Source organism: Limibacter armeniacum (genome assembly GCF_036880985.1).
Classification (GTDB): domain Bacteria; phylum Bacteroidota; class Bacteroidia; order Cytophagales; family Flammeovirgaceae; genus Limibacter; species Limibacter armeniacum.
In genome coordinates, this window is the sequence record NZ_JBAJNO010000008.1 from 1427380 (window position 1) to 1450988 (window position 23609).

Consider the following 23609-nt stretch of genomic DNA (forward strand, 5'->3'; position numbering starts at 1 on the left):
GTTATATCCTAAAGAGGCGGATTTTAATCCGTCAAAAGAACCTGTCGTGACAGAACTTCATCTATAGACGGTATAAATCAACAAAACCTTCCCGACCCCCTGAACGAGATGAATTTTTTTCACCTATCTTCCTATCTTGAAAATTGAAAACAATCCTGAAACTGAATTTTTTAAAATGAAAAACTATATCTCCATTCTTCGTGGTATTAATGTGAGTGGTCAGAAAAAGATCAAGATGGCAGACCTTAAAAAGCATATCGAAAATCTGGGTTACGAACAGGTTTCCACTTATATCCAGAGTGGTAATATCCTGTTTGAATCTGAGGTGACTGATATCTCCCTGCTGGAAACCTCCATTGCAGACATGATTAAGAAGGAGTACGAATTTGAGGTGCCTGTTTTGGTGCTGGAAAAAGAAACCTTGCAAAATGTCGTAGCAGACAATCCTTTCCTTTCTGACCCCAATATTGATATTGACAAACTGCATGTTACGTTTCTGGCAAAAAAGCCTGTACCTGAAAAAGTAGCTGCTTTAAAGGAACTTGATTTTGGCGATGATCAGTTTCAGGTAGTAGGGAAGTGTGTTTACCTCTATTGTCCGAATGGTTACGGCAGAACAAAGCTTACCAATAATTTCTTTGAAAATAAACTGAAGGTGATAGCTACTACCCGAAACTGGAAAACGGTAAATAACTTATTGGAGATGGTGGAGTAGTATTGGTTATCAGTACAGGTTTGCTACATGATTTTTTGAAACCCTAAAAAAGAGGAGATGAAAAAGATACTACTGATTTCACTATTGCTGCTTGGTATTAAGATGGGATTCGCTCAAAGCATCGAAAGAATTGACCCACAAAACTGGTGGGTTGGAATGAAGTACAACACCATTACCCTGCTGGTATACGGTAAAGACATTGCAGGCTTGCAGCCAAGCCTTTCTTACGAAGGAGTAGAATTGATGGAAACCCAAACGGTAGAGAACAAGAACTACCTTTTTGTGACCATCAGAATTGATGCGGCAGCCAAGCCGGGAAATGTGAAACTCAAATTCAGCAGGAGTAAAAAAGTAGTCCTGACAAAAGACTTCCCCCTGCTGCAACGTGAAAACGACAGTGCAAGTCGCAAGGGTTTTTCACAGAAAGATGCCATCTACCTGATTTTTCCTGACAGGTTTGCCAATGGAGATGAAAGCAACGATGAGATAGCTTCCCTCAATGAAAAAACAATAGACAGGAAAGATGAGAACGCAAGGCATGGTGGAGATATTAAAGGGATCATTGACCACCTGGATTATGTAGCCTCCCTTGGCTTTACACAAATTTGGTGTACACCACTGATTGAAAATAACCAACCCAAATATTCCTATCACGGTTATGCTGCCACCGATTTCTATCAGATCGACCCACGCTTTGGTACCAATGAAATGTACAAGGAGCTTTCAATGGAAGCCAAAAAAAGGGGGATAGGTATGATATGGGATGTGGTACTGAATCATTGTGGTGCGGAATATTACTTTATAAAAGATATGCCCGAAAAAGACTGGGTGAATTTTCATGGGACAAGGACCCGTACCAATCATATGAAGTCTACACTGACCGATATTTATGCGACTGAAATTGACAAGAAAGAATATGTGGACGGTTGGTTTGATGACCATATGGCAGACCTAAACCAACGCAATCCGCTAGTGGCCAGTTACCTGATTCAGAATAACATCTGGTGGATTGAGTATGCAGGACTTTCAGGTCTTAGGGAAGATACTTTTTCCTATGCTGATAAAGATTTTCTGGCAACATGGACAAAAACCATCTTGGAAGAATACCCCAATCTAAATATCGTAGGAGAGGAGCTGACCAGCAATGTGGCGCAGGTAGCTTACTGGCAAATCGATAAAAAAAATGAGGACGGTTATAGGTGCTACCTGCCTACACTGATGGATTTTTCCCTAACAGAAAAGATTATCTCAAGCCTGAACAATACTGACCAATGGTTTTCTACTTGGAGAGACACTTACCAAAGTGTGGCACAGGATTACCTCTTTCCGCATCCTTATGACCAAATGATTATGCCGGACAACCACGATCTGGACAGGTTTTATTCAAGGCTCAAAAAAGACTTTGATAACTGGAAGCTTGGTATCGCCATGTATATGACCATGCGTGGAATACCGCAGTTTTATTACGGGACAGAAGTGCTGATGACCAACGAGAAGGCAGGCAGTGACGGACAGCGAAGAGGGGACTTTTATGGTGGATGGAAAGGTGATACAAAAAATGCCTTTACGGGAGCAGGCTTGACTGAAAAGGAAAAAGAAGCACAGCAATATTTTTCAAGGCTGCTGAACTGGCGAAAGAACAATACCGCTGTAACAGATGGAAAATTCAAGCATTATGCACCGCAGAAAAATGACGTCTATATTTATTTCCGATATACTGACAATGAAAAAGTAATGGTGTTGCTGAATAAAAACAGTGAAGCCGTTACGTTGGACTTGAAAAGGTATTCAGAAATGATAGACAGCTCATTCAAGGCAAAAGATATTGTCTCAGGAAAAGAGATGGAGGTAGCAGGTACTTTGACCATTCCGGCAAAAACTGCCATGATTTTGGAAGTGAAATAACATGAACGGTGGATAAGGAAGATACCTGAACCATAAAGTATATAACAAAAGATGTCGCGCCTAACGGAGCTGAGCGTAAAGGGAGATGGTATTTGGCGACAAAGGTGAAGCGCCTACAGCGCAATAAAAAGTGTATAGCTCTATAGGAACGAAATATTTGTAGCGATTCTCTATGTACGATGTCCAGCTCCGTAGGAGCGACACCTTCAGAGTATCGTCATGATTTAATGGATCGGGGTTTTTAGAGAAATCTTTTTATTTAAAAACCATTGGCATAATGCTCCACTTATTTTTTGACTTGGAATAATAGCCCGAAAAAATTAGCCAAAAATATTCAGGCAAAATTTACTACGGAATCACACAAGCCATACAGGAGCAGATGCAACACACCTGTCAGCAGCAGCTACAAAAAAATCGGCACTGTTCAGATGCCGATTTTTTTGTTTGAATTTGGACTGAGAAAAAGGGTCATTTTCTAAATGAGCCTTCGTGACCGACCTTTGATGTACCATCCAAATAAAAGTACTTTTGGAATGGTTGGTTTATGCCAGAGCCATTTTTTATCCATAGGTAAGCCACATCCCAAAAGATGGGAGTTGATAAAGGAAACAATCGGTACCAATGTATTTTGATGTAGCAATTGAACAGGTCTTGGTTGTGATCCTACAGCTATTAGCTTATGCTGCCTATCACTACTTGATCTTTTTAGTTTCCTCAATTTTCTCAATCGCCTTGAAGCATATAACCTGATGCCTTTCTGCAAAACACTATCTCCCAAACCGGTTGGCTTTGGTTCATACAGGAAAATGCCCAAGAAATACCGCTTCGCATTCTCACGGTACATTTGCCACCAGTCTCGCTGGCGCATGGCATTGCGGTGCTGTATTTTTAATTGCTGTCCGAATGACACAAACCTTCTACGGTATTTTCTCAAGTCCCAATACCAATGGGTAATCCGTCCCCTTCGGCTTTTCCATCGCTGAAACTTCAATGGTATATGCCGATACCTTTTACAGTACCTGTTTTTGATAGGTGAATTGCCACCCTTCGGCATCACCTTGTCTTCACGGTTGCGGTAAGATTTAACCCCACCGATTACCTTCCGTAAAAACGCCTTCTTTTCAGCCTTGTCTGCACAGTAGCTACCGTCTTGCTCCCCGTTTCTGTCCAATTCCCTTTTAACTGTAGAACGGTGTACCCCCAACGCACGGGCAATGGCCGCCAGTGATTGGGCAGTAGTCAGCATCTGCTGTATCTGTCTTCTATGTCCGTAATGGAGTATCAAGATCGGGGAGTGTTTTTGGTTGACAGATTTTAGGTAAAAAAGAGAAGAGTTAAAAATAATGGGAGCAGGTTAGGTGTAAGAAAATAGTGTGGATTAATTAAACATGATTCACACGATATGAAATTGAGGGTGTGGTTTTGTACGATATTTAGAATGGTGTAGATTAAGATATGCATTACATTTCAATTGTTGAACATAGAATTATATGATATCATTAAAAGAATTTGAAGAGGAAATTAGAGAAAGAGAAAACCTTTTAAGGCATATTTTGATTCATAAAAGAGATTATGAATTCTTAAGAAGTCCTGAGAGTGAGAGGCTTATTAGATTGTTTTCCAGTGCGCCTTTATTTATACGATCAAGAGATGCAATTTTTAAAATTCTTTGCATTGAAGTTCATATATTATTCTCCGATCTGAAAACGGATAAACTTAAGTTGACTCAATTGTTAGAAAAGATAAAAGACTGTAGAGAAAAAGCAGAATGGAAAGATAAGCTCTCAAAGTCTGACATTAAATCGATAGCTAAATTGATTAATGAGGGACTTGAAAATGATGTAATTAAGGATCTCAGACGTTATAGAAATAAATACCTTGCACATGTTGATATTGATAGAATCGACATTACGTTTTTTGTTACTCATTTTTATCGATTAATTGAGATTGCATTAGAAATAGTGAATTTATTAAGGTATAAAATTTTAGAGGAGCAATTTTCATTAGAAATATATTTACCTGCTGAAGATTTTGCCAGTATAAAAAACTGGGCAACAGTTTAGCGTACTTTGCTTCTTTATTGAGCGGTTAATTACAGAAGTAATTCATTTACCGTAAATTATAGGTCCATGTCTAAGGTGCCTGTAATATGTTTATATATGATTGAACAGAGCCTAGCTCAGTTCCTACAGTGGTTCAAATTGTTATGTTGACAGCATGGAAGATGCCGCACCTACGGCGCTTGTTTTACAAGAAAAGAGGTACTACAAAGGTCTCGCTCCGATGGAGCTATTCACTTTAAGCTCCGTTAGGAGCGGCATCTTTGAATAATCAACCAAAGCTCGGGTCTATAGGAGCTGTTTTCTTATTTATAAAACACCATTCACGTTAATAATTACTGTACTCGTTTTACACTCTTTACTTTAACCTCAAAAATATGTTTAAGAAAGCATACCCCAATTTAGCATGGTGGGTGGAGAACCAAGGCTGGATAGAGATTGGAGAGGACCTTCAAAGTGACAGTTGGATCAGAATATTGGATGAAGGGGGGATGTGTTGGGAGGATGAAGGCTCCAGCAGTCTGGATGAGGCATTGTTAGAGGCAGACAAATGGTTAGCTGAAGAAATTGAGGACAGATTTAAGAAGGTACCTCCAAAAAAGTATTGAGAAGCTTTATTCAAAGTCTCTCTGATTCATTGTGGGTTTCTATAATCCGAATAGGAATGTATTGTATATAATAAGGAATAACAGGTGTTGTGTTTGAGCTTGTTTGCAATGTTATTAGTTGTGGTTTATATTCTGTTATTAGCTTTTAACTATTAACCTAACCACATTTTACTGTTATGGCGTTAATACAAGATCTATTGCCCAATGAACAGTTTGCTGATAACTTTAAGACAGCAGAAGATGTTCAGAACAGTCTTAAATCTTTTGAGAAGATGTTTCTGGACTACAATGACAGTGTAGCATCTTATGAGAAAAACAAGTTTAACCGACTTGACCGTTTTGAGGACTATCAGGAAGAGCTAGCTGAAAAGTCCAGTATTTTACCGAGTACTGAGGCTGCACTAACACAAGCACAAGTTGACGGTAATCAGGATATTATCTCACGTTGGAATACGGAGGTAAATGACCTGAAAGAACGTATTGCTTATCTGGAAAAGCAGTTGGCAAAGAACTCCGTGGGAGAGCGTTTTTCAGATATGTTTAAGGCTGCGTATGCAGAAGAAATTGCTGAAGGTGTAAAAGAAAGAGGTAATGCTGTACTGGATTGGGTTGAGGGTGGAAGTACAGGTATAACAGGCACATTTACTTTTTTGAAAAGAACAGTGACCATCAATTAATATTGAGCTTTTAGTCCTGTGGAATTTACTTTGGAAGAGGTACAGTAATATGTGCCTCTTTTTTTGTTTGAAAAGCTTATGATGTGAGAAAGTAGGTAGTTTGTTTTGAGTTTGTTATGGATGGGGTAAAAGTGAAGTGACAGGAGAGATAGTTAATTATAAATACATGTACCGACCCTCTTTATCGTTGTTCTTATAAATGGCGTAAGTTGAACTTACTTAATTATATTTGCGCGTTAATTGTCACTTTTTTATAACTAAACAACCGGCTAGATATGAAAAAACTACTTTTTGTATCACTGATTTTAATGTCCCACTCTTTGCTTGCCTTGGATATAAAGGGAGAGTGGTTCCGTTTTAAGGAGGGAGAAATTGAAAAAATTACCATAACGGAAGAGGTTTTCAGGATTGCTACACTTGACACCAATTACAGTGAGCTTTCAGCAAAAGAGTTCAGGATCGAAAGTGTTATCAAAAGAAAGAAGGAAAATGCATTGCTACTTTTTATTCGAAAGGAGGACCGTAAAACAGGTTTTGGTTGCCTTAGGCTTCTCAATATAAATAAGGGAGTGTCTCTGGAGTTTGGTACACACCAAGTGATCTATGATAAAGATATGGATGTGTTGATCCAGAAGGCAACCAAAAGGGCTTTGCCTAAAAACGGTTTCCTTTTTTTCTCAAATGAAACGATAGAAGGTTTTAAAAGTAAAAAGAGTTTGTCAGATCTGTCTAAGGAGGAGTTTATGGAATTTGGAGAGACTTATTGTGCGCTTATAGCTGATAGGATTACTGACTTTGATAATTCTTACTCCCCTTTGGAGCTGATGGGAAATACATTTATAACAGTGCTTTTTGAGATGAATTACAATCCTGTGTATGATAATATATTTATGGAGGTGGATAAGGTTACAGAGAAGTATGATGCCAGTGAGGCGATAAACTTCAATAGGTGCGGGCAGTAAACTTATCGACCCATTTTGATGATAGGCTCAAGCATTTACTTATGGAAGTATAAACTTTATAAGTGAGTGCTTGAGCTTTTTTATTGCAAGGAAATAATGCCTAATTTTTATGCTGTTTATCAGGTTGTACTGGTTTTTTCGGGGCGTTTGTCAAGTAGATCAAAAACAGGCTACGCTATTGTTTATATAACAGCATGTAAAATATGTTCTCTTATGAATTGAAAATGGGGGAAGGGTTAGGAAGCCTTCTTTTTAAGATGTCAGAAAAAGAAATCGTAAAAGTTTTAGGCCCACCAGCAAGCAAGGAAAAGGATCTTTATAAAAAAGGTACAGAAGAAGTAAGGAGGTTATTTTACCCTAATATGGGTTTAATGGTTTCATTTGGTAAGTGGGAGGGAGAAGTAACTCCTATTCATTTCTTTACCGAAAAACTGGTGTATCAAGGTGATGCTTTACACAAGCTCAACCAATATCAGGTCAAAAACTATATGATCGGTTTACATGCTAAACTCAATCTGGAATATTTGGAAGAACACCATGAAGAGCTAGAAGGAGAGGTACAACTGTTCTATCCAAATGTGGGGCTAACCTTTTGGTTTGATGGTATGTGTATAAATGATATTTGCGTCAGTTATGTGGAGTAAAAAAACGGCTTATGAAAAACTCATTACAGACTTACCTCGGGGCATGGGCAGGAGTAATCCCATCTAAAGACAATTCCTCCTCTATAGAACAAAGGGCATACAGGCTTTATTATCTGGGTTTGGAGTCATTCGATTATGATGACATTCGCTTTATGATTGGTCAGCGATTGGGATTAAAACTATTAGTTCCAATTGCGATTGATTTATTGGAAAAAGAGCCATTGCTTGAAGCTAACTATTATGAAGGGGATTTATTAAGTGCCGTTTTAAAGCTGCCTGAAAACTTTTGGAATTATCAGCCAATGCTTAAGGATCGGGTCTCTACCCTACTTGAAAGTAACATGATTTTAATAGAACAATCATTAGATTTAAGAATGGAAGCCGATAGAGAGTTGAAGAAATTAGTAGAGGAGTTTAAAGAGAAATTATCTTTTAAAGAAGGCTTTATTAGAAAGCTATTATTTTCATCAAGCTATTTTTATTCTTAACAAATTAATCAATAAATAACATGAAACTTAAACTAACATTTTTTCTGATAGCTATACTTTTCTGTAATGTAGCATGGAGTCAAATTCAGGTTGATAGTAGCAAGGTAGTACGTGTGCTATCCTTTAATATCTTGCATGGCGCCACGACAAAGGGAGATTTTAATTTGGATGTAATCGCAAATGTCATCAAAGAAGCAAAGCCTGATTTTGTAGCAATGCAGGAGGTGGATTTTAAAACGAATAGGGCTAAGAAATACGACTTGGTAACAGAATTGGGTTGGAGAACAAAGATGATCCCGCTTTTTGCTAGAGCCATGAGTTATGATGGAGGGGAGTATGGTGAAGGGGTTCTGTCAAGGTATACTTTTCTGAGTACACGAAATATTGCATTGCCTAACCTTCCTGACAGTGAACCCCGAGCAGCTTTGGAGGTAGTAACTGCCTTGACAGCTCAAGATACCATTACATTTATCGGTACGCACCTTGACCATTTGAATGTTGAAACAGACAGGGTAGCGCAAGCCAAAAAGATAAATGAGGTTTTTGCTTCCTCTAAATATCCTTCGATTCTGGCAGGGGATCTAAATGCGATTCCAGGCAGTACACCTATTAATATTTTGGAGGAGCAGTGGGCAGCTTCTTATGATAAGGATAATATTGCATACACTTTCCCTTCTGATAAACCTTCTGAAAAGTTGGATTATGTGATGTTTTATCCAAAAAACAGATGGAGAGTACTTGAAACCAAAGTGATTCAAAATACTATTGCTTCAGACCATTGTGCGTATTTGGTTGTGTTGGAATTGCTCGATAAGGAACCAGAGGTAGAATATTGATTTTTTAATGGATAGAGGCTGTTTTGAGTTTTAAGTTTATTATATTTTACCTATTGTTTAACTCAAAATTTTTTTACTATGAAATTGAATGTAAATAAAAGGGATTTGAAGTTTTTCTCAACTAATGTTGATAGGTAATAGATGTTTAATATAAAGTGAATTATGGATAACTTTATGAATATTGTATTTGTTGCTTTTATCTCAATATTATGGGTTGGGACTATTATTGATTTATTCAAGTCAAGATCTGAAGGAAGAGCAATCAGTATTGTTTGGGTGTTTGTGATTCTGTTTTTTCCAATCTTAGGGTCGGTTTTTTACTTTAAAATGAAGAGGAGACCTTTGAGGTATAAGGAAAAGAGATTTCAACCTAAGTTCAATTGATCCTATTTGTAATGATCTATTTTAGCTCAGCTGCTGATTTACCTTAATGAAAGGTGTAAATATAGAGTAGCTGAGTTTTTTTGTGTCTAATTTTACTTACAGGAGAAAGCGTAATAGACACTTGCGTCAGAATGGAACAAAACCAGTCAAATGGAAAAAACTGGTAATTAAGGTAGGTCAAGAATAAATGTGTATAAACCAGATAGGTCTTAGTATGGAAGTGCGTACTAAGACCTTTTTAGTTTATCATTTTTGAGGGGTGTTTATTGATTGAAATCTTTCTTTAATAGTGCGTAGACTAGAGAGTCCTCAAATTTCCCATTTTTTAAATAATGCTCTTTGAGATGTCCTTCTTTGGTGAAGCCATGCTTTTCAACAAGTTTGACTGAAGGGGCATTTTCAGGGCCTACAAAAGCTTCAATTCTGTGTAGCTCCATCTTCTCAAAACCATAGGCAATAATCTGTTGTAAGGCTTCAGACATATACCCTTTGTTTTTGGCACTTTCATCTGATAGTGCATATCCAATTTCAGCCCTGTTATGATCGATATACCAAGTGTGGAATCCACAGGAGCCTATCACCTTATCGGTGCTTTTGTCTATCAGTAAAAAGTTTAGGAATGATCTGTTGTGTGTACTTAACCCTCCCTCATACTTCTTCTTTTCTTTGGTCAACTCTGTGGTGTTGGGAATGCCCAAAAAAGTCATCAGTTGTATGTCCGTAAAGTGCGCAAAGATGAAGTCGTAAGTAGCTTGTGTTAGTTTTCTCAATCTGAGTCTTTCAGTGTCTATGTAGTCAAATCTCATATTAGTAATCTGAAAAATGCGTCTTTGAAAAATAGTTAGTCTGCTAAAGTGAAAATTTTTTATAAATTAAAGCAAATTTAAACTTCAAAAAATCATATATAATGAGAAGTATCTTACTAACATATGCTGGTTTGGGGCTATTGACCAGCTCTCAGCTGTTTGCCCAGACGGCTACCAATTCAATTGACAGACAAAAAGGTTATGACACAAGGCTGCAACTGACTGAGCAGTCTATAGCCAAGAAACTGGAAGCTACCAACATCGGTCCGACAGTAATGAGTGGAAGAGTGGTAGACCTTGCAGTTGACCCTAAAAACCCTAATCATTTCTACGCAGTATTTGCTTCTGGAGGACTTTGGGAGACATTCAATAATGGAGCAACATTTTCTCCACTTTTTCAGGATCAGGCAGTAATGACCATTGGAGATATTGCGGTCGACTGGAAAAGCGGTACTATCTGGCTAGGTTCAGGGGAGAGTAACTCAAGCCGTTCTTCTTATGCGGGTAATGGTGTCTATAAAAGTACAGACGGAGGGCTAACATGGGAGCACCTTGGTTTGGAAGACTCCCATCATATTGGCAGGGTAGTAGTACACCCCACAAATCCTGCTATTGCTTGGGTTGCTTCAATGGGACACCTGTACTCTGGTAATTCTGAAAGAGGAATATACCTGACGACAGATGGAGGAAAGACATGGAAACAAACTTTGTTTGTAGATGAGAATACCAGTGCTGTTGATTTGGTACAGGACCCTCAGCATGCAGATGTGTTGTATGCTGCCATGTGGGAACGTGAGCGTAAGGCTTGGAATTTTAAGGGCAATGGTGAAGGCTCTGGTATCTATAAGTCGATAGATGGAGGAAAAACATGGGAGAAAATTTCATCAGGCAAGAATGGTTTTCCTTCTGATGCTGGTGTGGGACGTATAGGTTTGGCTGTATCTTACCAGAACAGTAATAAGGTATACGCCTTGCTAGATAACCAGAACAGGAGAGAGGTAAAGAAAGGAAAGGAAGAGAAAGTTGTGACAAAAGAAGGCTTGAGGAAAATGTCTTCCAAGGCATTCTTAAAGTTGTCAGATGATGAAATCAACGCCTTTTTGGATCGTCACAATTTTCCGAACAAGTATGAGGCGACGATGATTAAGGAGAAAGTCGTAGCTGAGGAGATTGTGCCTGCTGCTTTGGTGGATTATTTGGAAGATGCCAATGCTATGTTGTTTGATACGCCTGTAAAAGGCGCTGAACTGTACGTTTCGGAAGATGGAGGCAAGACATGGAACAAGACACATGAAGGTTATATAGATGATTTGTATTACAGCTATGGCTATTACTTTGGTAATATGTGTGTATCTCCTCATGATGATGATAAGGTGTATATCATGGGTGTGCCGATCCTGAAATCTGCTGATGGAGGCAAGACATGGAAGAATATTCATCACAGTAATACACACGCAGACCATCATGCGCTTTGGATCAACTCTGAATTGGAAGGGCACTTGGTACTAGGTAACGACGGTGGTGTCAATATCAGTTATGATGATGGGGAAAACTGGACAAAGTGTAACACGCTGCCTGTTGGTCAGTTTTATTCAGTGGCTGTAGACAATGAAAGAATTTACAATGTATATGGTGGCTTGCAGGATAATGGAGTCTGGTTTGGCCCTCATAATTATAAATACTCTACAGGCTGGCAGCAGGAAGGTGAGTACGCTTACAAAGGAATAATGGGGGGGGACGGTATGCAGGTGCAGATTGACCCTAGAGATAACAGGACTGTTTATACAGGTTATCAGTTTGGCAATTACTACCGCATTGATAAGGAAAGCGGAAGTTCCAAGTATATTACTCCTAAGCATGAGTTGGGCGAACGTCCTTTGCGTTTTAACTGGCAGACGCCTATCCATCTTTCCAAGCACAACCCTGATGTACTGTATATGGGTTCTCACCGATTCCACCGCTCATTGGACAAAGGTGAAAATTGGGAAGCACTTTCTGATGACCTGACGCAAGGTGGTAAAAAGGGCAATGTACCTTACGGTACCCTTACTTCCATTGACGAATCACCACTTCGTTTTGGTTTGGTGTATGTAGGTTCAGATGATGGATTGGTACATGTCAGTAAGGACGGTGGATACACTTGGCAAAACATCTCTTTGGGACTTGATAAGAATCAATGGGTGAGTCGTGTGGAAGCATCCAACCATAGCAAGTCAAGGGTATATGTAGCATTGAACGGTTACCGTTTTGATAACTTTGAGCCAATGCTGTATGTGTCTGAGAACTTTGGTTCCTCTTGGAAAAACATTGGGGCTAACTTTCCAAAAGAGCCGATCAATGTCGTGCTGGAAGATCCCATCAAGGAGAATATCCTGTATATTGGAACAGACCACGCCGTATATGTTAGCCTTGACAGGGGTGAAAGCTTTATGTTGCTGGATGAGAATATGCCACGTGTAGCCATACATGACTTAGCTTTTCAGAAGGAAGCCAAAGACTTGGTGATCGGTACACACGGACGTTCAATTTACAGAATGAATGTCAAGCACCTTCAGGAGCTTGATCAGGTACAGGAAGAAACGGTACATGTATTTGCCGTCAATGAGCAGACCTATAGCAAGCGTTGGGGCAAGTCAAGAGGTTGGAGTCAATGGTTTGGTATCTGGGAGCCAACAGTTTCAGTTCCAGTTTATGCCAAGAGTGCTGGTGAAGGATTTTTGACGGTAATGGATGAAACAGGCAAAACACTTGTCAATAAGGAAGTAGTACTGGCGAAAGGTTTGCAATACATTGATTATGGATTGACTTACACAAGTAGTGAAAGCAGCGAGCTTTCGGCATCTGTGAAGAAAGAGGAAACAGCGGAAGAAGCAACAAAAGATGTTTACCTCTCTGCAGGTAAGTACACGATCAAGGTAGAAATGGAGGGCAAGGCAAGTGAAACAGTGCTTGTCATCAAGGAAGCCAAGAAAAAAGAGGGAAGGAAGCCGATGAAAAAGATTCCTTAAGCATTTTTGAATAATGAGCCATCCCATTGTTTTGTGGGGTGGCTCAATTATTTTTTGAACAGTTGGTGGTGCCTGATACTGAACGTGACCACTCCCCATATCCTGAAGTCCATTCCTTCTGTAATTTCTACAGCCTTGTAGCCGGGGTTTTCAGCTTTCAGCCAGATTCTTGATTCTTTCCGCCAAAGCCTTTTCACTGTAAACTCTCCATTTAAGCAGCCAAGAATAACATGGTTATGTCGGGCTTCTATAGATCGGTCTACTACCAGTAAGTCACCATCAAATATGCCAGCCCCCATCATGGATTCTCCTTTTACCCTGACAATAAATGTGGCTGGTCTGTTTTGTACGAGGTAGTCATCCAGCCGAATATCATCTTCCTGAAAGTCATCTGCAGGTGAAGGAAAACCTGCATTTACATATTCTGCAAAAAACTTAACCATTTTATCGTTGTTTATTTTACCAAAAATAACATAATGTTTATTTAATAAACAAAAAATGGAATTGTAAAAGTTTTATTTGTTTAAAAAATAATCAAAAATTGATAAGTAAAAGAGAATGAAAAAAATCTGAATAACAGCACTTTACGGGTGTGCGTATAACATGATGTATGGCTTATATTTGTTCCATTAAACATCAAGTTATGGGATACAAAAGATCAATGGTTCAATTGTACGAGGGGTTTGTGGCAGGGTATCAGTACCATGAAGGACCTCAGGTAGAACATGAAATGAGAAAAGGAGAGGCTTTGCGGTTAGTGTGGGAAAAGGAAAACGTACATGACCCTTTTGCGATTGCTGTCTACTATAAGGATAGCCAGTTAGGGTATGTGCCTAAAATTTTCAGCAAGGAAGTGTGTAATATATTGGCGTCTCGCCGTGAGTTGGCAGTGACTTTTATAGGGCTGAATGAGTATGCGGAGCCATGGGAGCGGGTTGCATTTGAGATTTGCGAATTACGATAAAAAAAGCATTCAAGGAGTTGAACCTTGAATGCTTCTGGTTTTATTCTGCCGCTTTTGGGAAGTAGATCAGCGTACTGAGTTTATCATGGGTCATGGTCTCATTAGCGACATCCATGATTTGCTGTGCAGTGATACTTTCAATCTTATTGAAGAGCACTTCCAAAGGTTCAAGATCATCCTTGTTAAGAAGGCTTTTGCCCATACCAAGCATCATGCTTAGATTGCTTTCTTCCCCCATCGCGATTTGTCCCATCAATTGTTGCTTGGCAGTATGTAACTGCCTTATCCCAAGTGGCTGGTCACATATTTTTCGCAGTTCTTTCTCCACAAGATTGATACAACGGTTTAGCGTCTTCTCTTCTGTAGCGAAGTAGATCGTATGGAGTCCGGTGTCTTCAAATGAAGTATAGCTGGAAGCAATATCATAAACGTACCCGTACTTTTCACGAATCTGAAGGCTTAGGCGAGAGTTCATGCCTGGTCCGCCCAACATATTGGTCAACAGGAAAAATGGTAACCTTTTATCATCATGGAAAGAATAGGCTTCACCTCCCAAGATGCAGTGTGCCTGTGAAATGGATTTTACTTGCTGTCTGAACTCAGGTTCGTATCCTGTAAATGGTACACGCTGGCGTGGAAAAGTGTTGGCAGGGATTTTAGAAAAGTACTTTTCTGCAACTTTGACCACTTTAGACATTGGCAAGCTGCTTACTGAAGAGAATACTACTTCATCTGTACTCAGGTTCTCATCAATAAAGTCAAAGAAGTCCTGCTGCGTAAAACGCATAACACTTTCCTTGTCTCCCAAGATGTTTTTACCCAGCTGATGATTTTTATAGACAACCTCATCAAACTCATCTGCAATGGCATCTGCCGGGTCATCCAAGTACATCGACATTTCTTCCAGAATTACGCCTCTTTCCTTGATGATCTCTTTCTCAGGGAACACGGAGTGGAAAGAAATATCTGCTACGAGTTCCGCAGACTTATCGAAATGCTCTTCCAAAGCCGAAGCATAGAAGCAGATTTTGTCTTTGGTAGTATAGGCGTTGATTTCTCCACCCACCGAGTCTAGCCTGTTCAGGATATGAAAAGCCTTACGTCTGGTGGTGCCTTTAAAAGCCATGTGTTCCCAGAAGTGGGCTATGCCTTGCTGATGTGGCTTTTCGTCACGGCTACCAATGTTCAGGATGATGCCGCAGTGTGCAATCTTGGTGCTTTTCACCTGCTTGTGGATTACCCTGATGCCGTTCGGAAATGTATGTATGCTGTACTCCATGTAAAATGTCTTCGCCCTCTTTACTTAGTATAACTGCGCACTATGATTATTGTGTTGACTGTCAGTATAAATTATGCTGAAATATAGCTGGCGTTTAGGTCGCTTATTTGTCATCTGTGAATAGTGTGCGCAAAACAGTTGGCAAATTTACAACATCATCAAGACATTACAAGGTCAGAAAAAAGACATTTGGAAATGAGGTGAATATATGGCGTGTTTACTTGTTGGAAGGTACGATAGGGTAATCTAGTAGAAAGGACGTGAAACTGAATTTGTAATTATGTTTAATATATTGATAATTAATTGGTTATTCTTTGCTGGTGAAGGTTGGTCGATATTAGCTAAAACTATATCTGGCAGGATATGATAATTGATTTGAATGAAAAATAATCTGATAACGCTCATGCTTCTTTTGCTTACTTTGACTTGTATGGCTCAGGTCAAAAGCGAATACAAAAAGGGAATTGACTTTTCTAAGTATGAAACCTATTCATTTGGAGGTTGGCACGAAGACGGAGACAGTCCGTTGGGAGATAAAAATAAAAGTGCTGTTGAGCAGCAGTTAAAGAAAGAACTTAAAAGTAGGGGATTGGTCCAAACAGATCAGCAGCCAGATGCTTACTTTATATTATTAATTGTGTTGCAAAATGATGCAGGAAATTCAATGGTCGGTAATAACCAGATGGGAGAGTTTGAAGTGCATACCGATAAGAACTGGAGTGATCAGGTCAGTAAGGATTACCTGAAAGGGTACTTTGCAATTGAAATGTATGATCGTGACACACGAAAGCTAGTTTGGAAAGGGACTGTAAGAAAAATAGGTAAGGCACATCCTGAAAAGAGAGCTACGATTATCTCCAAGAAGTTAAAAAAACTGATGAAGAAGTTTCCAATAAAATAACCTGACTAAGAAGTAAATATAAATACATTTCGAGTGCGTGTTTGAACCTGTTAAAAAGACAGTATGTTGTATCCTAACAAAGGACAGACAATCAGAGCCTATCACTAAATTCCTACCCAAAGTATATCTTGATTGCCTCCATGTACAAAGTTTTAATCTTACACCTTTCAGAAGTCCGTTGTCCCAACTTTCCTGCCGTCATCGGATGATTCAAAACAGTTATGTCCACAAGTCTGGCTACAGGTATTAAGCTACCTGAATAGGCAGCGTGATATCATGCAAAAACATAAACACTTTGTGAAATGAAAAAAACACTGGTTGTTCTAGTATTGGTTTTGTTGGGAACTACCGCTTTTTCCCAAGTGAAAAGCGATTATGATAAAGACACTGATTTCTCCAAGTATAAAACCTATTCCTTTGCAGGATGGCAGAAAAACAGTGACCAACAATTGAATGATTTTGATAAGGAACGTATTCAAAGTGCACTAAAATCAGAATTTGACAAACGTGGCATGACACTGACCGAAGGTGACGCCGACGCAAAAATAGCCTTGTACCTAGTCCTTGATAAAAAGACAAGTACAACAGCCTATACCGATTATATGGGAGGGATGGGGTATGGACCGCGTTGGGGCTGGGGTATGGGGCCAGGTTTTGGTGCTGCAACTACTACCTACAATGAGAGCGACTATACAGAAGGAACATTGGTGGTGGATATGTATGATGCCAGTGACAGTAAGCTGATATGGCAGGGCGTGATGACTACCATTGCCAATGAGAAGCCGAAGAAAAGGGAGAAGTCAATTCCTAAGAAAATCAAAAAGCTGATGCACCAGTTTCCGGTTCCTGCCAAGTAGGTATCCAATGATTCAAACATGAAATTTAAAACCAGTACTGTCTATAGAACCATTCAAGGTATTACAGTTTGATAAAAATGTGTTTAAATAACAGTGTAAACACAGTCTTATACTGCTGCAAAAGCAAAACCCATTCATAGATCCGGAAGCATCCAAAATGATAGCGTCTTTCAAATTTGCCCTGCTTCGTTTTCCCATCCTAGAAGAAAATAACCTAAAGCATCCAAGCCTAGCTTAAATATCAATACTCAATTATTTGAATCACAAAAAGATCAACCCTTGAAAAAGATTTACATTATTAGCCTCATGCTTCTTTGCCTAACAGGCAGAGACTATCTGTTAGCCCAATCAGATACAACCCAAGCACAGAATCAGAAGATGATTCAGGAGTTTTCGTTTGTGCCCTTGCCCGTATTGGCAGCCAACCCCGCAGTAGGTTTTATGTTTGGTGTCGCACCTTCAGCGAGTTGGTTGATGGGGTCGGAACAAACAACACACAGGTCTTCAGCTGTTTCTACAGTACTTTATACAACCAAGAGTCAGTTTATGGTATTTATTAAGAGTAATATATTCCTTAAAGACGATAGCTGGAACCTGATGGGAGATTGGCGGTACTTTGTCTTTTCTCAGCCTACTTATGGTTTGGGAACAGGTTCGCAGTCAGCCAAGTTGGCATCCAATGGGTTTGAATATGATGATGGTAGTTACTCCAAGGGGATAAAAGAGGCGCAGATGATAGAGTTTAACTACTTTCGTTTCTATGAATCAGCCTTGAAAAGGATTGGTGATACCCGCTTTTTTACAGGCATTGGCTATCATCTAGATCACCATTCCAAAATCAAAGACAAGTTGTTGGATCTTGATACGGTTCCTCCTGTGATTACATCACACTATGCTTACTCACTGGATAATGGGTTTGACACTGATGGCTATACCTTATCGGGTGTTTCTGTCAATGGTTTGTACGATAGCCGTGATAACCCAATCAACCCTTACTCAGGAAGGTACGCCTTTATCTCTTTTCATATCAATCCGGAGTTTTTGGGAAGTGATAAGAACTCCACCACCTTGTGGGTCGAATACCGTGATTATTTCTCAATGAGCAAGACAAGACCTCGAAACCTGTTGGGACTATGGTTATTCGGCAATTTTGTGACTAGTGGAGAGTTGCCTTACTTGGACTTGCCTGCCATTGGTTGGGATCAGTTTGGACGATCAGGTAGGGCATATGCACAAGGACGGTTTAGAGGTGAAAACTTGACCTATGCTGAACTGGAATACCGTTTTCCACTTCAGAAGGACAAGGATAAGTTTGGTGCTGTGATCTTTGCAAATGCATCTACAGCTTCCAATAAGGAAGCGAATATTGACCTGTTCGAAAATATCGATCCTGCGGCAGGAGTCGGATTAAGGTTTATGATAGATAAAAAAGCCAGAACAAACATTACGCTTGACTATGGTTGGGGTAAGTATGGGGCACAAGGCTTTTACCTCAATGTAAATGAGACTTTTTAAAATGAATAAGGAAAATACTGAAGCCAAGCAATACGCTTTACTGAGCAAAGACAACTTTTAGTGTTGAGACTTGCTGCTCACTGATAAGTTGGAAAAGGTAACATTGGAATGGTTTAAGCGGTAGCGTCAGCCTGATAGGTTGATTATTGGAAGTAACAGGTAAACCATCCAAAATCTTTTTCCCTTGCAGGTCATAGATGTGTAGTGTACAGTCCCGAAATTCAGAAGGAAACTCCAGTAGTGTTAAGGCAGAGGAACCACTTACTTTTAACTGTGTCTGCTTTTTAATCGAAATTTCATTGACAACTTTTGGAATAAAGTTGAGACGGAAAGTATGGATATCTGCATTCTGCTGAAAAGTATAGTGCTGGTGTGCAGAAAGGACCATTTCCTCTTGACGCTCTATATCCTCCAATACGATAAGCCAATCATTGAAAAGCCAATCGGATTGTAGAAGTTGCAGAGCGCATACTTTTCCTTTGGGAGCTTTACTCTGGAAGGTGAAAGAGGTTTTGGTCTTAGGAAAAGGAACTCCACTGCGACTTTTAAATACAGCGTCATTGATAATGTACAAGGACCAAGGGGTGTCTTTAAGAAGTAAAGCTTCCGTGTCAATTCCAAAGTCTCTTCCCAATGAAAATGTATTCGAAAAGCCGATTAAGGCATCACTTCTTTGAATTTGTCCTTCTGACAAAACCAGTTTGACAGTCTTAAGATCCTCAGGGAAATGCAGCTTGCTTGGGTGTGTTTTTAGTTCATTCTGAAAAGTAACCACTCTGTCAGTCGAAGCTTTTACAAAGAAAGCTTGCCCCGGAGAGATAAGTTGATCACCATCGGTATACAGGTCAAGTAGGCTGATGCTGCGAAAACAGTTCGGAGGACTGTCGTGTTGGTTCTCATCATATAGCCAAAGGCAACCATTCAGGTGTGTGTTCTGAGGGTGCTGTAATAGTTGGTAAGCACTGATTGTGGCAGGGTAAGGGTTTCCTATCAGGTTAATGCCTTGTCCACCTTGGTTGGTGTAGGTGATTGGAGTCGTTAATGAGTCTGTAAGCGGTGTTCCTGATACTTGAAAGGTACTTTCACTGTCAAAATAAAACCCTGGATGTTGAGTGCGTAGCAAATCAAGGGATGTAAACTCCCAGCTTTTGGTGGCTTCATTAAAAGCGGTCACCCTGTCGTTCAGTTGGGTGGTAGGCTTGACTGGAAGACTAAGAAGATTGGGGTTTTTCCGAATCTGGAAGGTGACAGTTCCTTGTAGATTAGCTGTTTGTTGGTGCAACAGTTCTCCCGTTTCAGTGAAGAAAAGATTGTCTCTTGTATTAACCAGACTTTCAGAACCTATAACCACTTTACAATCAAAAGTGGCTTTTTCGAGAATATGCTGTGGAAATGCATCTGAAAAGTGAAGAACGCCTTTTCCTTTGACTGCGATTTGAGCTGTGCTGTGGTTGACAAAGTTGCCCTTCACATTGATAGTGACACCTTCAGGAATATTTAATTGAAAACTGTCCTTTAGGTAAATCGAACTGCTGGAGAAGGAAGGGACAGGTTTGTCAGACATAATATGAACATCTGTGAGAGAGTCAGGAACAACCCCATTTAGCCAACCTAGGTCTGTCCAAGAAGAAGTTTTGCCTGTGAGTATCTGTTTTAGTATCACGAACTGGCAACCTAATGAGGTTGTATAGGTGAACTTGATATTGTACTCGCCATTCTGAAAGTACTTATGGATGGGATTTTTTACATCCTTGATTACAATGCCATCTCCAAAATCCCACTCCCATGATTGGAGATCCTGAAGGTTATGCGAGAAACTCCACATCAACCCTCTTGCAGAAATATTGATTTTAGGGTTGAATACAGACGTGTCTTCTTGAATGTGAACAGTATCACTTGGGAATACTTGCCCGATGCTGGCAACAAAATATTGCTTGCTGGAATCGTATTTCAGTTGGTACGTTTCTCCAACATGCAACAACTTCGTTTCTTCGCCTTCCTCATAGAATGCAAAAGGACTTTCTCCTTCAGGAGCAAGCATTACATCCAAGTTGTTGCAAGCCTGAATAGGAGGTATGTAAGGCTTTGGCGCTTTTAGGATTTGTTGCGCCATTTGATCCACTCGCATAAGCTGAGGAACCATTTCAGCTTCAGAATTGTCACTTATTGTAATTAAAATTCCAATATGACGACTTTCATCAGGAGAGAGTTGAGTAATAAGAGTGCCGATGTTTTGGAACACTTGATCTTCACTGTTTCCTGAAAATGAGGTAGTGGAAATTCCCGAAGCAAGCATATTGAATTTTTCTTGATCAGAAAGTCCATCATTCAAGTTGACAATACTAGAAGGCAGGGTTTTGGAGAATGCGTGAAAAGAAGGAGGAACTCCTTCCGGAAAACCATTAAGAATTTTGATGCCCGCAAACAGTTGAGCGTCAGCTTGAGTGAAAACGGCATACTGATGGTCTTGATCCCATTTGATTTTTCCGGATTGAGCCCACTCTGTCAGCAGACCTGTATAGAGGGTGTCAATCACGGAATCGCTTTGGTTTGTTATTTCAAGGTCTACAATGAAAGATTGTGAAACAGCATCGTTTTGAGGCGCATGGACTGTTTGTTTAATCAGGAGGTTGGAAGCATTGCTGTTTGAAGAACTTCTGTCAGAATAGGTCATGGTCAAGGAACGAATAGAGTCGTTAATAGAGACCGTAATAGGTGAGACTGTGACAAAGTCACTGTTACGGTCAGCATCCGAAGCATCAATCCGGTCAGAAACTTTTTGGGCAGATTGGGCGAATACCAGACTCATTTGGGAAGTAGCTAGATAGCTAATACCTGTTCGACCTTGAGGCTGTAGGTAAATGCCTTTTTGAGTGCCAATGGTCCCGTCAGCGTCAAAAATGCCAGCCAATTGGTTTAGGTAATAAACTTCAGCCCTGTTGCCGGGTCTTAGTAAGAAATACTGCTCATCAAAGAAGTTGTTGGTCGCATCCTCAAATGTCAGCTTGAAGCGATACCGGCTAGCCAATTGTTGTCCGTTTTGCAAGTGAAGTTTTACCAGAAAAGGCAAGGCAGCATTGCTGATTTTTGCCAACTTCTCGAGCTTGCCAATATGAAAAGTAGATGAAAGTACAGTGAATGCACTGTCTTCTGTTGAAAGGGTAACCTTTAAGTCTTCAGACGATGCTGACAGGTAGTTGGTGAAATCGAAACTGATTGAGATGGTATCCTGATCTTGTATAGCCCTGCGTCGGTTGGCAGTATAAAAATCCAGATTTTCGCCACTGACTCCCATAACGTCGTCCACTTGGGTAAGTGCCGCAAAGGCATCAATCAATCCTTTTCCTATTTTGCCTTTTTTTTCCTCACTGCTCTGCTGGTAGATGACTGGGTTAGCAGTATTACGTAACAGATGGGCAACTTGCTTGGCACTTAGGTCAGGGAAGTGACTCCTGACAAGTCCTGCAATCCCTGATACAATTGGGCTGGCATATGAGCTTCCTGTACTAATACTGTATTTATTCCCTTGAACCAAAATCCTGATACCATATCCAATGGCTGCTACATCAATATATGGACTATACTTGAATGAGGTATGAGACAGGTTATTGTCAACGCCTGTTACAGAGATGACGTTTTCGTAAGAGGCAGGGTACCAATCTTCCTCTTTTGAGGGATCATTGCCAGCAGCTGCGACAAAGAGTACGTCGTGTGATTCAGTAAGGTAGTTGAAAATAGCTTGTTCAGTGGCAGAGTAACCGCCTTTTCTTCCCCAAGAAAGGTTAACAATCTGACATCCGTTGGTAGCGGCATATATTACTGCTTCCATAGTGTTGATAAGGGCGCCAGATTCAGTGTTGTAAATTTTTACGGGCATGAACCGACAGTTATACCCTGTTCCTGAAATACCTGTCAGGTTGTTGGTTTGGGCAGCTGCACATCCTGCTACGCCAGTTCCGTGGTCGTGGTTGGTGACTTGTGGGTAATTGTCACCGTCTCCAAAATCATAGCCTACAGAATCGTCTACAAAGCCATTTTGATCATCGTCGACGCCATCTTGTCCCAACATTTCACTGACATTGTAATAGTATTTGTTGATCAGGTCTGGATGACTTAAATCAACGCCAGTATCCACAATGCCAATAATTGTCTGGCTGCTTCCTTGAGATATATCCCAAGCATCGTATAGGCGACAGAGTACATTGACTTCTTTGTCTTGCAAAGAGTCAGATGGAATAGTTGCCAGTGGGAGATTGGTAGGTACTTCTTCTATATATGCTATACAATCTATGTTACTTAAAAGCTTTTGGACTTCAGCTAACGATTTATTGTTAATACTCACTTCATAAAGGTTGTCAATGCCATAGGATTGCATTTGCTGAAGCTTCCAGTAGTTATCCAAAGGGAGTGATGCTGATGCGTTGTGAGCGAAAAGGTGAGCGCAATATTCCGGAGAAAGCCTTTCTGCAAGTACAGCTGCAAAGCTGGCATAAGGGGTTGGTAGCTGACAGTCTGACTGGAGTTTGATGTAGAAAGTTGAAACCTGTGAAATCGCAGGTTTTTGAATATATAGAAGTAGCAGACATAAGATAATGGTATACCGAGTGCGCATAATCAGGAGAAAGAAATAAGGTTCGGGAATCCTGATGGTTATTTCAGGGAAAGTCTGGAGGTAGTTCAGAGAGTCTATTGCAGTGAGGAGGGTTCAGGAAGAAATTGAATGTGAACCCATTATTAAGATAAGATGTAATTGTTTCTTATACAGGAAAGTTTACAAAAAATAACGAGAGATCTTATTGGAATAAAATTAGTTCTTATTGTCCTTCAATCGGCATTGAATCCCGTATTAATACAAATTAACGATTTATCTCAATGATGTTGCTGTATTATGCGGTGATGCTGCTTATAACACTATGTCTTTAGGGATTCATTCATTATTTTCTGTAGCTATATATAGCGTGCTTTATTTATTAGGAAAATAAGTAAAGTCCATTTTAGAA

The 23609-nt window shown here is 39.9% G+C and carries 20 protein-coding genes; 15 read left to right on the plus strand and 5 right to left on the minus strand.

All coding sequences use genetic code 11. The annotated features are described in order from the left end of the window. Positions 1–175 precede the first annotated feature (175 nt). Positions 176–715 (plus strand): DUF1697 domain-containing protein, encoded by a 540-nt coding sequence (locus tag V6R21_RS11910; RefSeq protein WP_334243835.1) that lies wholly within the window; start codon positions 176–178, stop codon positions 713–715. Between the two features lie 57 nt (positions 716–772). Further along, complete coding sequence (locus tag V6R21_RS11915; RefSeq protein WP_334243836.1) at positions 773–2620, plus strand: glycoside hydrolase family 13 protein; 1848 nt, start codon at positions 773–775, stop codon at positions 2618–2620. Positions 2621–3095: 475 nt separating this feature from the next. Here V6R21_RS11915 and V6R21_RS11920 read toward each other — a convergent pair whose 3' ends face one another. Further along, positions 3096–3905: a helix-turn-helix domain-containing protein gene (locus tag V6R21_RS11920; protein ID WP_334243837.1), complete on the minus strand. Its 810-nt coding sequence runs from the start codon at positions 3903–3905 to the stop codon at positions 3096–3098. Between the two features lie 205 nt (positions 3906–4110). Here V6R21_RS11920 and V6R21_RS11925 point away from each other — a divergent pair, with 205 nt between their 5' ends. The 8 genes from V6R21_RS11925 (at position 4111) to V6R21_RS32415 (ending at position 9279) form a co-directional block, all read left to right on the plus strand. Beyond that, positions 4111–4683 (plus strand): AbiU2 domain-containing protein, encoded by a 573-nt coding sequence (locus V6R21_RS11925; RefSeq protein ID WP_334243838.1) that lies wholly within the window; start codon positions 4111–4113, stop codon positions 4681–4683. Between the two features lie 374 nt (positions 4684–5057). Then, on the plus strand, positions 5058–5288 hold the full coding sequence (locus V6R21_RS11930) for a hypothetical protein (protein WP_334243839.1): 231 nt from the start codon (positions 5058–5060) through the stop codon (positions 5286–5288). Positions 5289–5464: 176 nt separating this feature from the next. Then, the gene (locus V6R21_RS11935; RefSeq protein WP_334243840.1) at positions 5465–5965 is read left to right on the plus strand and encodes a hypothetical protein; all 501 of its coding nucleotides are present in this window, start codon (positions 5465–5467) and stop codon (positions 5963–5965) included. A gap of 275 nt (positions 5966–6240) precedes the next feature. Continuing rightward, the gene (locus V6R21_RS11940; RefSeq protein ID WP_334243841.1) at positions 6241–6927 is read left to right on the plus strand and encodes a hypothetical protein; all 687 of its coding nucleotides are present in this window, start codon (positions 6241–6243) and stop codon (positions 6925–6927) included. A gap of 203 nt (positions 6928–7130) precedes the next feature. Then, positions 7131–7571 (plus strand): hypothetical protein, encoded by a 441-nt coding sequence (locus tag V6R21_RS11945; protein WP_334243842.1) that lies wholly within the window; start codon positions 7131–7133, stop codon positions 7569–7571. A gap of 11 nt (positions 7572–7582) precedes the next feature. Further along, a complete protein-coding gene (locus V6R21_RS11950) occupies positions 7583–8059 on the plus strand; it encodes a contact-dependent growth inhibition system immunity protein (protein WP_334243843.1) in 477 nt (158 codons plus the stop codon). 20 nt (positions 8060–8079) lie between these two features. Then, positions 8080–8895, plus strand: a complete 816-nt coding sequence (locus tag V6R21_RS11955) for an endonuclease/exonuclease/phosphatase family protein (RefSeq protein ID WP_334243844.1) — start codon at positions 8080–8082, stop codon at positions 8893–8895. 174 nt (positions 8896–9069) lie between these two features. Next, positions 9070–9279 (plus strand): PLDc N-terminal domain-containing protein, encoded by a 210-nt coding sequence (locus tag V6R21_RS32415; protein WP_408613016.1) that lies wholly within the window; start codon positions 9070–9072, stop codon positions 9277–9279. Between the two features lie 263 nt (positions 9280–9542). On the opposite strand, the gene V6R21_RS11960 is transcribed toward V6R21_RS32415, so the two are convergent. Then, entirely contained in the window at positions 9543–10049 is a 507-nt protein-coding gene (locus V6R21_RS11960; RefSeq protein ID WP_334243845.1) for a GNAT family N-acetyltransferase, read from the minus strand. A gap of 137 nt (positions 10050–10186) precedes the next feature. Between V6R21_RS11960 and V6R21_RS11965 the strand changes: the two genes are divergently transcribed. Then, a complete protein-coding gene (locus V6R21_RS11965) occupies positions 10187–13093 on the plus strand; it encodes a WD40/YVTN/BNR-like repeat-containing protein (RefSeq protein ID WP_334243846.1) in 2907 nt (968 codons plus the stop codon). A gap of 47 nt (positions 13094–13140) precedes the next feature. Here the strand turns inward: V6R21_RS11965 and V6R21_RS11970 are convergent, their stop codons facing one another. After that, a complete protein-coding gene (locus V6R21_RS11970; protein WP_334243847.1) occupies positions 13141–13536 on the minus strand; it encodes a LexA family protein in 396 nt (131 codons plus the stop codon). Positions 13537–13736: 200 nt separating this feature from the next. On the opposite strand from V6R21_RS11970, the gene V6R21_RS11975 reads away from it, so the two are divergent. After that, entirely contained in the window at positions 13737–14057 is a 321-nt protein-coding gene (locus tag V6R21_RS11975) for an HIRAN domain-containing protein (RefSeq protein WP_334243848.1), read from the plus strand. Between the two features lie 40 nt (positions 14058–14097). On the opposite strand, the gene V6R21_RS11980 is transcribed toward V6R21_RS11975, so the two are convergent. Further along, on the minus strand, positions 14098–15336 hold the full coding sequence (locus tag V6R21_RS11980; protein ID WP_334243849.1) for a M16 family metallopeptidase: 1239 nt from the start codon (positions 15334–15336) through the stop codon (positions 14098–14100). 430 nt (positions 15337–15766) lie between these two features. On the opposite strand from V6R21_RS11980, the gene V6R21_RS11985 reads away from it, so the two are divergent. From V6R21_RS11985 to V6R21_RS11995, 3 genes are all read left to right on the plus strand, one after another. Then, positions 15767–16237: a DUF4136 domain-containing protein gene (locus V6R21_RS11985; protein WP_334243850.1), complete on the plus strand. Its 471-nt coding sequence runs from the start codon at positions 15767–15769 to the stop codon at positions 16235–16237. A gap of 302 nt (positions 16238–16539) precedes the next feature. After that, complete coding sequence (locus V6R21_RS11990) at positions 16540–17094, plus strand: DUF4136 domain-containing protein (protein WP_334243851.1); 555 nt, start codon at positions 16540–16542, stop codon at positions 17092–17094. A gap of 279 nt (positions 17095–17373) precedes the next feature. After that, positions 17374–18609: a BamA/TamA family outer membrane protein gene (locus V6R21_RS11995; protein ID WP_334243852.1), complete on the plus strand. Its 1236-nt coding sequence runs from the start codon at positions 17374–17376 to the stop codon at positions 18607–18609. Between the two features lie 37 nt (positions 18610–18646). On the opposite strand, the gene V6R21_RS12000 is transcribed toward V6R21_RS11995, so the two are convergent. Then, positions 18647–23221, minus strand: a complete 4575-nt coding sequence (locus V6R21_RS12000; protein WP_334243853.1) for a S8 family serine peptidase — start codon at positions 23219–23221, stop codon at positions 18647–18649. Positions 23222–23609 lie beyond the last annotated feature (388 nt).

Excerpts from the sequence above, each read along its gene's own strand:
- V6R21_RS11910 (WP_334243835.1), top strand. The coding sequence starts at position 176 with ATGAAAAACTATATCTCCATTCTTCGTGGTATTAATGTGAGTGGTCAG.
- V6R21_RS11915 (WP_334243836.1), top strand. The coding sequence starts at position 773 with ATGAAAAAGATACTACTGATTTCACTATTGCTGCTTGGTATTAAGATG.
- V6R21_RS11925 (WP_334243838.1), top strand. The coding sequence starts at position 4,111 with ATGATATCATTAAAAGAATTTGAAGAGGAAATTAGAGAAAGAGAAAAC.
- V6R21_RS11930 (WP_334243839.1), top strand. The coding sequence starts at position 5,058 with ATGTTTAAGAAAGCATACCCCAATTTAGCATGGTGGGTGGAGAACCAA.
- V6R21_RS11935 (WP_334243840.1), top strand. The coding sequence starts at position 5,465 with ATGGCGTTAATACAAGATCTATTGCCCAATGAACAGTTTGCTGATAAC.
- V6R21_RS11940 (WP_334243841.1), top strand. The coding sequence starts at position 6,241 with ATGAAAAAACTACTTTTTGTATCACTGATTTTAATGTCCCACTCTTTG.
- V6R21_RS11945 (WP_334243842.1), top strand. The coding sequence starts at position 7,131 with ATGTTCTCTTATGAATTGAAAATGGGGGAAGGGTTAGGAAGCCTTCTT.
- V6R21_RS11950 (WP_334243843.1), top strand. The coding sequence starts at position 7,583 with ATGAAAAACTCATTACAGACTTACCTCGGGGCATGGGCAGGAGTAATC.
- V6R21_RS11955 (WP_334243844.1), top strand. The coding sequence starts at position 8,080 with ATGAAACTTAAACTAACATTTTTTCTGATAGCTATACTTTTCTGTAAT.
- V6R21_RS32415 (WP_408613016.1), top strand. The coding sequence starts at position 9,070 with ATGAATATTGTATTTGTTGCTTTTATCTCAATATTATGGGTTGGGACT.
- V6R21_RS11965 (WP_334243846.1), top strand. The coding sequence starts at position 10,187 with ATGAGAAGTATCTTACTAACATATGCTGGTTTGGGGCTATTGACCAGC.
- V6R21_RS11970 (WP_334243847.1), bottom strand. The coding sequence starts at position 13,536 with ATGGTTAAGTTTTTTGCAGAATATGTAAATGCAGGTTTTCCTTCACCT.
- V6R21_RS11975 (WP_334243848.1), top strand. The coding sequence starts at position 13,737 with ATGGGATACAAAAGATCAATGGTTCAATTGTACGAGGGGTTTGTGGCA.
- V6R21_RS11980 (WP_334243849.1), bottom strand. The coding sequence starts at position 15,336 with ATGGAGTACAGCATACATACATTTCCGAACGGCATCAGGGTAATCCAC.
- V6R21_RS11985 (WP_334243850.1), top strand. The coding sequence starts at position 15,767 with ATGGCTCAGGTCAAAAGCGAATACAAAAAGGGAATTGACTTTTCTAAG.
- V6R21_RS11990 (WP_334243851.1), top strand. The coding sequence starts at position 16,540 with ATGAAAAAAACACTGGTTGTTCTAGTATTGGTTTTGTTGGGAACTACC.
- V6R21_RS12000 (WP_334243853.1), bottom strand. The coding sequence starts at position 23,221 with ATGCGCACTCGGTATACCATTATCTTATGTCTGCTACTTCTATATATT.